The sequence below is a fragment of the Flavobacterium rhamnosiphilum genome, assembly GCF_004349195.1.
GTDB classification, from domain to species: Bacteria; Bacteroidota; Bacteroidia; order Flavobacteriales; family Flavobacteriaceae; genus Flavobacterium; species Flavobacterium rhamnosiphilum.
On record NZ_SMLG01000008.1, the window covers coordinates 1 to 12,665 of the forward strand.

Consider the following 12,665-nt stretch of genomic DNA (forward strand, 5'->3'; position numbering starts at 1 on the left):
CGATACCGTTACCAGTATTGGTTGAGTAATTTGAACTTCAGAACTTGTATTGCTACATCCGTTAGCTTCAGATATAACTACTTTGTAAAATCCTACACCTAAACCCGTGTAAGTTCCATCTGAATCACCATTTGTCGTCAAACCATTTGCAGTAAAAGATCCTCCTGAAGTTGCTGAAAACAACAAATCATAAGTTATTGTTCCAACTCCTCCTGTTTTAGTCGCTGTTACTGTACCATCAGAACTTCCATTACATTGCACATTAGTTTTTTCTATTGAATTAATAGCTATTGTACAACAAGCCTCTACTGTTATATCATTAATTGTTTTAGTATTTGGACTTACCACATTTGTTGGATGTGACACCGTTAAACTAGCGCTATGTGGACCAGCTGAAGAATAAGTCACAGTATATGGTCCCTTTGTTGTTAAATTAGTTGGTGAAACCGTTGCAGCTCCAGGAAAAGACCATGCGTAAACATTATTTGTAACACCTCCAGTGGTTGAGTCTGTATAAGTAACTTGTTGAAAAGCTCCCACATTACATACTTTACTTACTAAAAAATCAGTAAATATTGGCGTATTCACAATTATTGTAGATGTAAGCAAATTTTTATCACACATTGATTTTTGCGTATGACAACCAGGAGGGGTTTGGTTATTAGTCTGCCAAGTCATAAATAAATTCTTAATTTCTAAAGTCTCTCCACAAGTATAACTCGGTACGGCAACAATTCTATATTTTCCAGGTGCGAATTCTCCAACATGACCTACACTGATTTTTTGAGTACCTGAATAAGATGCTCCACTAAGATCTATTTTATCATCATCTTTAAACAAATCGAATTGTACATACATATTCTCTTTAGTAGAACTCAAAACATTTACCCAAATATAAACACCTGTCGAAAAAGGAGTTCCATATGTACAAGATGTAATCGCCGCTCCGCTTGCATTGCCTAAATACACTTCTCCAATAGTAACTGCAGAGGTTGTACAGTCATTAGCTGCCAAAACACAGGCATCGACTAAAGCTGGGGTGCCTGAAAAAACAGTTGGTGTTTGTGAAAACCCAATTGTTGTAGAAAACAACAATATTAAAAAAGCTAAAAATCGAATAAAAGTAATTTTTTTCATAATATTTATTATTTAAATAAATTAGTAATGAATTCTTTAAAATAGTAGGATTTCATCCAAATTTCCCAATAAAAGAATTAGTGATTTATAGGTCTTTTGCAGTACAACCTGCATATGTACAAGCAGGTGATTCAGCTAAGCTAACCGTAGGATTTGTCTGTGAATAACTGTTTAGTATTGTAAAAAACAAACTCAAAATAAAAATAATAGGTTTAAAACTGTTTTTTTTGCTGGGGGTAATTTTTGTTTTCATACAATCAATTTTTAATATGCTGTTTGTAATTAATTTTATTGATAGATTATGGACATTTTTATAGGATAATATCAATTTTTGAAATCATACTGATTTTATTTAAATGATAATTTTTTGAAGTTAAATGCTTGAATGTTAAGCTAAACTAACTAGAATGATTTAATTCCAATTTTTTTTTCTACCAATAACCTAAATACTCGTTGAAATGACATTTCTTGTTAAAAAAAAACTAAAAAAAAGTATTCTTATGTCTTTTTTATGATAGCTTTTGATCTTTTTACTTCTATTGTAGTTTTTTTAAATAAAATTTTAACATTTCAAATCTATATTTTTAATTAATATTAACAAATAAAAAGCAAGATAAAACACTTAAATAGTTGATTACTTGTGGTTTTACGTTATTTACATGTAAGAATAATAGTATTTTAATGGGTTTGTTTGTATTTTATCTATTGGGTTAATAGTTAAATAAAAAAGTACATTTAAAATATATTTTTGTAAATTGTATCTTAATTCTCGAACTATTTGCTAATTGATTACAAAATTATTTTTTCATTATGAAAAACCTAATATTAGTTCGGCATGCAAAATCAAGTTGGGAAGTTCCAATGCATGATAAAGATCGTGGTTTGACTTGTCAAGGAATGAAAGATGCTCATCTTGTTTCTATTCATGCAAAAGATTTTATTCCCAAAACGTATATTATTTGGGCAAGTTCTGCAAAAAGAGCGACAAACACAGCGTTAATTTTTGCTCAAAATTTAGCCTATCCTATAGAAAGTATCGTTTACAAAGACGACCTTTATACTTTTGATGAAAAGAAACTGGAGGAAATTATCAAATCATGCAGTAATCTTTTCGAAAGTATTATTGTTTTCGGACATAATGGTGCAATTACAAATTTTGTTAATAAATTTGGGGATGATTATATTGATAATATTCCTACAAGTGGTTTTGTATCCTTGAAATTTGATACCGATGATTGGAAAAAAATTAAAAAAGGTAAAATAAAAAAAATAATATTTCCCAAAGATTTAAGATGAATAAAGTATTAGAATATAAATATATTGATAGAGAAAAAAGTTGGTTAGCTTTCAACGCCAGAGTACTTCAAGAGGCTGGTGATAATTCAGTTCCACTATTAGACAGACTGCGATTTTTAGGTATTTTTTCGAATAATTTAGATGAGTTTTTTAGAGTTCGTTTTGCAGCCATTAGACGATTGAGTCTGACAGGGATAACCGGAGAAAAGTATCTCGGAGGTATTTCTGCGCAGCAATTAGTAAAGGATATTACTGAAATTGTAATCCAGCAACAATCTGAAAGTTTACGGATATTAAATATTATTGAAACGGAACTGGAGACTAAAAATATATTTATTATCACTGAAAATGACATTACAATTGAACAAGAAATCTTTTTGAAAGACTTTTTTATTCAAAAATTAAGTCCTGAATTAGTAACAATAATTTTGAATGATTTAGCAGAGTTTCCAGTATTGAAAGACACTTCGGGTTATTTAGCCATTAAACTGGTTATGAATCAAAATTCAGAAGTTCGTTATGCCGTTATTGAAATTCCAAAAACAATCAACCGTTTTGTTGTTTTACCGTCTAATAATGAAAAACAATATATTATACTTCTGGATGATGTCATTAGACATAATTTAAGCAGTATTTTTAATATTTTTGACTACAAAAGTGTTTCTGCACACATGATAAAAATTACCAGAGATGCTCAACTTGACATCGATAGTGATTTAAGTAAAAGTATGATTGAAAAAATATCATTGAGTGTTAAAGATCGTAGAATTGGTGAACCGGTGCGCTTTATTTATGACCAATTAATAGAAGAAGATACTTTGCAATTTTTTCTTGATAAAATGAAAATTGTTTCTACTGACAGCATTATTCCCGGAGGAAGATACCACAACAGACGCGACTACATGAATTTTCCAAATCTGGGTCGATTTGATTTATTATACAAAACCAATGATCCTTTGCCAATTCCAGGATTAAGTCTTGAAGGAAGTATGTTAGAAAAAATAAGTGAAAGAGATTATTTATTAAATGCACCTTATCAATCCTTTTCATATCTCACTAAGTTTTTGCGTGAAGCGGCATTAGATCCAAAAGTAACTTCGATAAAAATTACGTTATATCGATTGGCAAAAAATTCTCAAATTATTAGTTCACTGATAAATGCGGCCAAAAATGGAAAAAAAGTAACCGTTCAAATCGAATTGCAAGCTCGTTTTGATGAAGCTTCCAATATTTCGTATGCTGAGCAAATGCAAACGGAAGGTATTGAACTAATTTTTGGAATAAAAGGATTAAAAGTACACAGTAAAATATGTGTTATTGAAAGAAATGAGAATAATAAAATAAAGCGATACGGTTTTATTTCAACAGGAAATTTCAATGAATCAACAGCAAAAGTGTACACTGACGTAACTCTTTTTACGAGTCATCAACAAATTCTGAAAGATATTATGCGAATATTTGAGTTTTTTGACATCAATTATAGAGTGCATCGCTACAAACATCTCATTGTTTCCCCGCATTATACCAGATCTCGATTTATAAAATTAATTGATAGAGAAATTACTCATGCATTAGCAGGAAGAAAAACGCATATAAAACTAAAAATGAATAGTTTGTCTGATTTTGAAATGATAGATAAATTATACGAAGCCAGTAGAGCAGGAGTGAAAATTCAACTCGAAGTTAGAGGGATTTGTTCATTGATACCGGGAATTCCCGGAATGAGTGATAATATCGAAGCTATAAGTATAGTCGATAATTATTTAGAACATTCCAGAATTTATATTTTTGGAAATGCAGGACAAACGGAAGTTTATATTTCATCAGCTGATTTTATGACCAGAAATCTGGATGGTCGTGTTGAAGTTACCTGTCCAATATACGATCAGGAAATAAAAAATGAGTTAATCGATAACTTCGATATAGGTTGGAAAGGGAATGTAAAGGCCCGTTATCATTCTTATAAATTAGATAATAAATATAGAGTTCGAAATCATAATCCTGTTTTTAGGGCACAATTAGAAACCTATAAATACTATCAAAGCAAAGTGGAATTAGAATCAAAAACAGAAGAAATAGTATAATTATTTGTTCAAATCTAATTTAATATTTTCATTAATTTTTTGACTTTAGAATTAATAAATAGACAAATTAATTACTAAAAGCATAAACGAATCAAATCCAAAATGATTAAAATAAAAAAATATGCAGCAATCGATATTGGCTCTAATGCCATGCGTTTATTGATTGTAAATATTGTAGAACAAGAAGGAAAAGAACCACAGTTTAATAAAAGTTCGTTAGTACGTGTTCCAATTCGTCTAGGTCAGGATGCCTTTACAGTGGGTGAAATTTCTGATGAGAATATGGAAAGAATGTGCGATGCCATGAAAGCTTTTAATCTTTTGATGAAAGTACATAAAGTGGAACGTTATATGGCTTTTGCAACTTCAGCCATGCGCGAAGCCTACAACGGTAAGGAAGTTGTTGCTTTAATAAAGAAAAAAGCCGATATAAAAATAGAAATTATTGATGGGAAAAAAGAAGCTGCTATAATTGCTTCTACTGATTTGCATCATCTGCTGAAAACAGATGAAACCTATCTTTTTGTAGATGTTGGCGGTGGAAGCACTGAGTTTACCTTATTCTCTAATGGTAAAATGATAAATTCAAGATCATTCAAAGCAGGAACTGTGCGATTGCTTAATGAAATGGTACACGATATTGTATGGGATGAAATTGAAAAATGGATTAAAACAAATACGGAAGAATACGATGAAGTCACTTTAATAGGGTCTGGTGGAAATATTAATAAGTTATTCAAAATGTCCGGAAAGATACAGGAAAAGCCATTATCTTATATCTATATGAATTCTCAATATGCTTTCTTGAATTCACTTTCGTACGAACAAAGGATTTCAGAATTAGGATTGAATCCGGATCGTGCCGATGTAATTATTCCCGCGACAAGAATTTATCTGAATGCAATGAAATGGAGTGGTGCCAGACATATATATGTTCCTAAAATAGGGCTTTCAGATGGTATTGTAAAAGCCATGTATTACGGTAAGATATAATTTATAATATGAATAAAAACAGACTTGAAGCTTTCAGTGATGGTGTTTTGGCTATCATAATTACTATTATGATACTGGAAATAAAAGTTCCGGAAGGGCATAATTTTGAGGATTTAAAAATTCTTTTTCCAAAATTTATAAGCTATATTCTAAGTTTTATATATGTTGGAATTTATTGGAATAACCATCATTATTTAATACATGGACTGACTAAAGTGAATGGTAAAATTCTTTGGTCAAACTTGCATTTGCTTTTTTGGCTATCGTTAATTCCTGTTTCTACGGGATGGATGGGAGAACATTATTTTGCTAAACAAACAATGACTTTGTATGGGGTTATTCTGCTATTATCGGCAATTGCTTATATTATTTTACAAAAAAATATTATCCTAAATGAGGGGAAAGATTCTCTTTTGGGTAAAGTTTTAGGAAGAGATCTTAAAGGGAAAGCTTCAATAGCGTTATATTTCTTAGGTATATTTTTTTCTTTTTTTAATGAATTGATTTCAGGAGTTATCTATTTTATTGTAGCCCTGATTTGGTTAATTCCAGATAAAAGGGTCGAAAGAATTTTTAAGTAGTTATTCTTATTACAAATGATTTCCTAATATCATTAAGGTAAACCAGATTTATTAAAAACAACAAATGAAATCCATATTCAAATCATTACAACTGCTCCCCGAAAATGAATTAAATAAATTAGATGCGTTAGTAACGGAACGGAAACTCAAAAAAGGAGATTTTTTAATTCGAGAAAATCAAATTTGTAATGAAATTGTTTTCATAAAATCAGGTGTCTTACGCTCCTTTTTTTTAAATAATAAAGGAGACGAAATAACAAATTGTATCACTTTTGAGAATGAATTTATGGCCGCTTTTGCTAGTTTTATCACTAGAAAACCAACGGAAGAAAATATTCAGGCAATTTTTGATACTGAATTGCAAATTATCAGCCATGAAAATTTAGAACTACTTTATAAAAACAGTATTCATTGGCAAGAAGCAGGTAGGAAAATAGCTGAAATGGAATATGTCACATTACAACAACGAATGGTATCTTTTCAAAAATTGACAGGAAAAGAACGCTATGAAGAATTATTTAGGCTTCATAAAAAATACATTCAGCTTATTCCATTACACAATTTGGCTTCTTTTTTAGGAATAACCCCAAGACATTTAAGTCGGATTCGAAAAGCGCTTTAATTATAGGACATTTGTCTTGTAGCTATGTTTTTTTTATGGGGTATTTTTGTCCAAAATATAAACATGAAAAAAATTCTTATTATAAATGGACATCCAAACCCGTCGAGTTTTAATTATGCATTAGCGGAGTATTACAAAAATGGAGCGATTCAATCAGGTGCACAGGTAGATATGATTACAATTGCTACTTTAAAATTTAATCCTAATTTACAATTTGGCTATCAAAAGCGAATTGAATTAGAGGAAGATTTAATTGAATCTTGGGAAAAAATTAAAATTGCTGAACATTTAGTTTGGATTCATCCGGTTTGGTGGGGTGGTTTACCTGCAATTACAAAAGGCTTTATTGATCGTCTTTTTTTGCCGGGAATGGCTTTTAGATACAGAGAAAATTCTATTTGGTGGGATAAACTTTTAAAAGGAAAAACAGCACACATTATTACTACATTAGATCAACCTGGTTGGTATTACAGATTGTTTTTTGGAAGACCAAGTGTGAATCAATTAAAGAAATCAACTTTAGAATTTTGTGGCATAAAACCAGTTAAAGTCAGTTATATTGGAGTCATAAAAACTTCTGATGAAAAGCAAAGAGAAAACTGGTTGCGAAAAGTTTTTCAATTTGGTTTAAAAAACAAATAATTTACGCATCTAAATCTAATCCAAATGTTGTTCGTAACAGTTCAATATTTGGATTTATTTCATGAAGTCTATTGTATCGGTCTTGGTCATTAAAGCTTCTTTTGTTTTCGAAACTCTCATTCACAATAACTTCTATTGTAATATCATGATTGTGTAAATGACCTTTTAAATGTCCTAAAAGTCCGTTTAGTTCTTTTTCAAAATCTAATTTAGAACCTTCATTAGGCAATTCAATTGAGATGGCAGTTCCATCTAGTTTAGGATCGTTGATAAGTAATAACGATTCCATGATTTTATACCCTTTATCTCCTAAACGTTGCGCATATTTATTCCATTGCAACAACATTTCAGTCTCTGTAAAAGATTCAGTCGGCAAATGAAGCACTTCTTTTACAATTCCTTTATTGCTTTCTTCTAATGCTTTTTTGGCACGAATACTCGATAATGAAAATGCAGAAATCTTTGGTTCATTTGATAATGGAGTTAAGATTTGAGAATTAAGATTTGAGAATTTAGGTTGAACAACTTCTGAATTTAATTCTTCTCTGGAAACTTCGGGAGCGTTTAGGGTAACAGTTTCGGGTTTGGAAACTGAAATTTGATTTTTGACATTGCCATTTTCATTGCTATTGCCATTGTTTTTTGGAATTTCTATTATGGAGTAGTCATTCTTCCTATAATAAGTAGGTGGAATTATAAATTGCTCAACTTTTTTTTTTCTCCATCATAAGTGATAGAGGCAAGTTGCATCAAACAAAGTTCAACAAGAAGTCGTTGATTTTGGCTTAGTTTGTATTTCAAATCACAATCGTTTGCAATTTCGATTCCTTTTAAAAGAAAGTCTTGACTGCATTTTTGGGCTTGCACACCATACATTTGTTGCGCTTGTTCCCCAACTTCTAATAATGATAGCGTAGCAGGTGTTTTAGATACTAATAAATCTCTAAAATGGGAAGCCAATCCTGATACAAAATGATGTGAATCAAAACCTTTGGCAAGAATATCGTTGAAAGCGATTAATAATTCCGGGATTTTGTTTTCCAGAATCAAATCGGTGATGTTGATGTAGGTTTCGTAATCCAACACATTCAAGTTTTCCGTAACGGCCTGACGTGTTAAATCTTTTCCACAAAAAGAAACTACTCGGTCAAAAATCGACAAAGCATCTCGCATCGCGCCATCTGCTTTTTGAGCAATAATATGCAAAGCGTCATCTTCAAAATTAACCCCTTGACTGGTAGCCACTTCGGCAAGATGTTCTTTAGCATCTTTTACGGTGATTCTTTTGAAATCAAATATTTGACAACGAGAAAGTATCGTTGGAATAATTTTATGTTTTTCGGTCGTAGCCAATATAAAAATGGCGTGCTTTGGCGGTTCTTCTAATGTTTTCAAAAAAGCATTGAAAGCTGCCGAAGACAACATGTGAACCTCATCAATAATGTATACTTTGTATTGTCCCGTTTGTGGCGGAATACGGACTTGGTCAATTAAATTTCTGATATCATCAACGGAGTTGTTGGAAGCAGCATCTAATTCGAAAACATTAAAGGCAAAATCTTCATTTGGATCGTCATATCCCGGCTGATTTATTTTTCGAGCCAAAATACGGGCGCAAGTAGTTTTTCCAACGCCACGAGGTCCTGTGAATAATAGGGCAGAAGCCAAATGATTGCTTTCTATGGCATTCAATAAAGTATTGGTAATGGCTTTTTGTCCTACAACATCTTTAAATGTTTGAGGACGATATTTACGGGCCGATACAACAAATTGTTCCATAGAATTTTTATTCGAAAGCAAATATAGGTTTTAATTTAAAGATGGAAAAATTTAAGTATTGAAAGATTTTATAATTTTTTAAATGGTTTTTTGTTCCCGAATTTCTAGTCTGGATAGTCCCGAATTTTCGGGAGAAATCCTTTTCTTGTTTTTCTTTAAAACAAGAAAAGATTACTTCACAATACTTTTATTTTAATTGGAGTTCAGTGAATTTCATTTGTAATGAATAGCTGGAAATAGCTCCTAACTAAATTACAATTTCAAAAAAATAAAGTATTTCTAAATCTGATTGGATAGTTTTTTTAACTAAAAACGGTTCTTGAAGAATTTAAAAATTTCAAACCGGATAATGGATATTTTGGGACTCCTTTTTGTTGGATTAATACTTTGAATTTCGTTCCCATATCAAATAATAGTCTGTAATTCATTACTGCTTCATGGGCTGCCAATTGCAAATTATCCTTATTTTTAAGTAAAGCAATATTTTGATATTCTTTAATACCGAGCGCTAATAAAAAAGGTGCTTGATCCACTATACCACAACAATCTAGCCCGTTTTGCGCGCCCCAATGCGATATAGCAGAGAAATTGGTATGAGATGTGATGTCTTGTTGACCAATAAATTGATAAGGATTGTCGTTTTTGTGATGCTTGTGATAGCACAATAATGTACCGGAACTCCTGTGGTTGTGGTATAATTCAGCCGACAAAGAACCATAATCTATGGTGATTACATATCCTTTCTGTATGGATTGTGAAACTTCTTTTATCCAAGATACCGCTTCCAAATTGACTTCCGTGCGAAATCCTTTTGGCAGTTGTACATTTAATGTTTCGAAATATTGGGTGAGTTCTTTTTTTGCAGGTTTCAAAACTTCTATGAAAACCTCTTTATAGTCTACAAAGACTTCCTGAAGTTGTTCTTCCATAATTACCTGATGCACCGCAAAATTATCAACCAGTTCATTCGATAAAATACAACCGTTAATTTCAGGAATATCTTGGATTGAATTGTACCAACTTACTTTTTCATGCAAATGTTTTTTTTCAATTTCACGCATGCTGACACTTTTTTCGATGATACAATAGGTTAAGCTATCATACAAAGCGGGATTATTCTTGAGATAATCTAAAATATCATGACATAATAAACCGGTTCCGGCGCCATATTCAACAATCGTAAAAGGTTTTTTTTCTAAAATCTCCCACATTTCTTCGATTTGATGGCCTAGCATGGCTCCAAAGTCGGCAGAAATATAAGGGCTGGTGTAAAAATCGCCATTGGATCCTATCTTGTCCTGTATAGAATTATAATACCCCAATTCTGGATAATACAATGCCATTTCCATAAAATCCCGAAAAGAGATTGGTCCTTCTTTTTTGATTCGTTCTATTATTATTTCGGATAACAGCATAGAACTTAAATAATTAATTTTTTTGGGAAACCTTAAAATGAAGTTGTTGTTGTTTAAAAAAGAGGACTATACGGCAACTAGAGTTTGCATTGCCCGCTGCTTTCTATGCATAATTTTTCCAAAACAAGTGCAGCATCATTATCAGAATTTGCCGAAAAACCAGCTACAAAAACTCCATTTTCTCCTGAATCAGAGCTGATGCCATATACCACCGATTCTTCGCCAGGATCAGTATCCCCTTCGTAGCGATACACGTGTTTTACTTCATATTTATGCGGATTTGCTTTAATATCATCTTGATGAATATTAAAATCATAGGTGAAACCTTTTTCTTTTAGATCTTCTAAGGCTTCTATAACAGTGGTATAATGGTACGTTGGCTTCATGATTAATGGAAGATTAATTGTTAATTATAAAGATAACTAATTTATTATTAAGTCGTTGTGAAATGGATGTTAAAGTAAATAATCTAAAACTGAGATACATCAAAAAATGTTGTAATTTCGCACCGCAGACCGCCTTATCGCCGTTTTGAGTAATCAAGAGGGAGGAAAGTCCGGACACCATAGGGAAGCATAGCGGGTAACCCCCGTCGGTTCGAGCAATCGGATTAGGACAAGTGCAACAGAAAGTATGTACAGGTAATGCTGTAGTGAAACCAGGTAAACTCTATGCGGTGAAATATCAAGTATATCAGCATTTAAGGGCTTCTCGTCCGTTGTTGAAGGGTAGATAGCTTGAGTCCCGAAGTAATTCGGGATCTAGATAAATGATAAGGTATCGTTAGTGATAATGAGAACAGAATCCGGCTTATAGGTCTGCATTTTTTATATATATTTGCGCAAATATCAAATATATTTTAATGAAACAATCTTCTTCTATTAATCGAGAAAATTTAAAAAAAGGAATTTTTGCGTTACTTTTCTCCAATCTAACTTTTTGGGTGCTTATCGCTATTATTGCGGGAATTTTATTAGGGCATTTTTCTCCAGCCAATGGAGTTAAAATGGAGATAATAGGAAAAACATTCGTTGATATCATCAAACTTTTTATTGGACCAATTATTTTTCTGACGATTGTTTTGGGAATTTCCAGTATGGGAGATTTAAAGAAAGTAGGACGTATTGGTTTTAAGGCATTATTATATTTCGAAATTGTTTCTACAATTGCATTAACTATAGGAATTGCCGTTGCATATTTTTTTCAACCCGGGAAAATAGACAGAACAGGATTGGCTTTGCAAGATCCGAGTAAATTCACCAATGCAGCTTCAGAAAATTTTTCATGGCTACAATTCTTTTTCTCTAATTTTACTTTGCAAGTTCTCGTAGCAGCAATTGTAACCGGAGTTTTGCTTAATTTTTATAAGAAGAGAGAACAGACAATTCTTGTTTTAGAGCGATTTTCTAATGTTGTTTTTCTAGGATTAAAATATGTAATGTATCTAGCCCCATTAGGTGCTTTTGGAGGAATGGCTTATACTATTGGTAAATTTGGTTTGGCCACACTTATTCCTCTCGGAAAATTGATGCTTTCGGTTTATCTCACTATGTTTTTATTTGTGTTTATAATACTTGGTGGGATCCTTCGTTATTATAAAATTAATATAATTTCGATTTTAAAATACATTAAAGAAGAACTTTTATTGGTTCTCGGTACCTCTTCTTCTGAAGCTGCTTTACCAAGTATAATGGTAAAATTGGAAAGAATGGGGTGTAGTAAATCGGTTGTCGGATTGGTAATCCCAACTGGTTATTCTTTTAATCTGGATGGAACTTCAATCTATTTATCGATGTCGGTTATATTTCTAGCTCAATTGTACGATGTGCATCTTAGTTTTTTTGAAATATTGAGTATAATCGGTATTCTAATGATAACCTCAAAAGGAGCTGCTGGCGTTACTGGAAGTGGCTTCATAGTTCTTGCTTCAACACTTACAGCGCTTCATAAGATTCCAGTAGAAGGATTGGCATTTTTACTTGGGGTAGATAAGTTTATGAGTGAAGCTAGAGCAATTACAAATTTAATAGGAAACAGCGTAGCTACAATTGTTATATCTAAAAGTGAATTTGATTTTTCTGAATTAAATCTTGAACCTGTTACCGATAATTAAACT

13 protein-coding genes and 1 other RNA gene are annotated in these 12,665 nt (G+C 31.9%); 8 read left to right on the top strand and 6 right to left on the bottom strand.

Annotation, left to right across the window (positions count from 1 at the left end; genetic code table 11):
* Positions 1-1,137, bottom strand: a 1,137-nt coding sequence (locus E0I26_RS11045; protein WP_131916540.1) for a SprB repeat-containing protein, incomplete at its 3' end; no start/stop codon positions are given.
* Positions 1,138-1,222: 85 nt separating this feature from the next.
* Positions 1,223-1,390, bottom strand: coding sequence for a hypothetical protein (locus E0I26_RS16500; RefSeq protein ID WP_165929440.1), 168 nt, complete (start codon positions 1,388-1,390; stop codon positions 1,223-1,225).
* Between the two features lie 557 nt (positions 1,391-1,947).
* Here E0I26_RS16500 and E0I26_RS11050 point away from each other — a divergent pair.
* From E0I26_RS11050 to E0I26_RS11075, 6 genes are all read left to right on the top strand, one after another.
* On the top strand, positions 1,948-2,433 hold the full coding sequence (locus tag E0I26_RS11050) for a SixA phosphatase family protein (protein ID WP_131916541.1): 486 nt from the start codon (positions 1,948-1,950) through the stop codon (positions 2,431-2,433).
* Positions 2,430-4,517: a polyphosphate kinase 1 gene (gene ppk1 / locus E0I26_RS11055; protein ID WP_131916542.1), complete on the top strand. Its 2,088-nt coding sequence runs from the start codon at positions 2,430-2,432 to the stop codon at positions 4,515-4,517. Before E0I26_RS11050 ends, ppk1 begins: the two co-directional genes overlap by 4 nt.
* A gap of 102 nt (positions 4,518-4,619) precedes the next feature.
* Complete coding sequence (locus tag E0I26_RS11060) at positions 4,620-5,510, top strand: Ppx/GppA phosphatase family protein (RefSeq protein ID WP_131916543.1); 891 nt, start codon at positions 4,620-4,622, stop codon at positions 5,508-5,510.
* Positions 5,511-5,518: 8 nt separating this feature from the next.
* Complete coding sequence (locus E0I26_RS11065; RefSeq protein ID WP_131916544.1) at positions 5,519-6,091, top strand: TMEM175 family protein; 573 nt, start codon at positions 5,519-5,521, stop codon at positions 6,089-6,091.
* A gap of 64 nt (positions 6,092-6,155) precedes the next feature.
* On the top strand, positions 6,156-6,713 hold the full coding sequence (locus tag E0I26_RS11070; RefSeq protein ID WP_131916545.1) for a Crp/Fnr family transcriptional regulator: 558 nt from the start codon (positions 6,156-6,158) through the stop codon (positions 6,711-6,713).
* Between the two features lie 63 nt (positions 6,714-6,776).
* Positions 6,777-7,355 carry an NAD(P)H-dependent oxidoreductase gene (locus tag E0I26_RS11075; RefSeq protein ID WP_131916546.1) on the top strand — a complete coding sequence of 193 codons (579 nt, stop codon included), beginning with the start codon at positions 6,777-6,779 and terminating at the stop codon, positions 7,353-7,355.
* 1 nt (position 7,356) lies between these two features.
* Here E0I26_RS11075 and E0I26_RS11080 read toward each other — a convergent pair whose 3' ends face one another.
* The 4 genes from E0I26_RS11080 to E0I26_RS11095 all read right to left on the bottom strand — a co-directional run bounded on the left by E0I26_RS11080 (position 7,357) and on the right by E0I26_RS11095 (position 10,935).
* A complete protein-coding gene (locus E0I26_RS11080) occupies positions 7,357-7,740 on the bottom strand; it encodes a DNA polymerase III (RefSeq protein WP_235831761.1) in 384 nt (127 codons plus the stop codon).
* 308 nt (positions 7,741-8,048) lie between these two features.
* On the bottom strand, positions 8,049-9,134 hold the full coding sequence (gene dnaX / locus E0I26_RS11085; protein ID WP_131916547.1) for a DNA polymerase III subunit gamma/tau: 1,086 nt from the start codon (positions 9,132-9,134) through the stop codon (positions 8,049-8,051).
* A gap of 302 nt (positions 9,135-9,436) precedes the next feature.
* Entirely contained in the window at positions 9,437-10,549 is a 1,113-nt protein-coding gene (locus E0I26_RS11090; protein WP_131916548.1) for a class I SAM-dependent methyltransferase, read from the bottom strand.
* A gap of 77 nt (positions 10,550-10,626) precedes the next feature.
* The gene (locus tag E0I26_RS11095; RefSeq protein WP_131916549.1) at positions 10,627-10,935 is read right to left on the bottom strand and encodes a hypothetical protein; all 309 of its coding nucleotides are present in this window, start codon (positions 10,933-10,935) and stop codon (positions 10,627-10,629) included.
* A 121-nt stretch (positions 10,936-11,056) separates the two neighbouring features.
* Between E0I26_RS11095 and rnpB the strand changes: the two genes are divergently transcribed.
* An RNA gene (rnpB, locus tag E0I26_RS11100) (RNase P RNA component class A) lies at positions 11,057-11,378 on the top strand.
* Between the two features lie 33 nt (positions 11,379-11,411).
* Positions 11,412-12,662: a cation:dicarboxylate symporter family transporter gene (locus E0I26_RS11105; RefSeq protein WP_131916550.1), complete on the top strand. Its 1,251-nt coding sequence runs from the start codon at positions 11,412-11,414 to the stop codon at positions 12,660-12,662.
* The last annotated feature ends 3 nt before the right edge of the window (positions 12,663-12,665 follow it).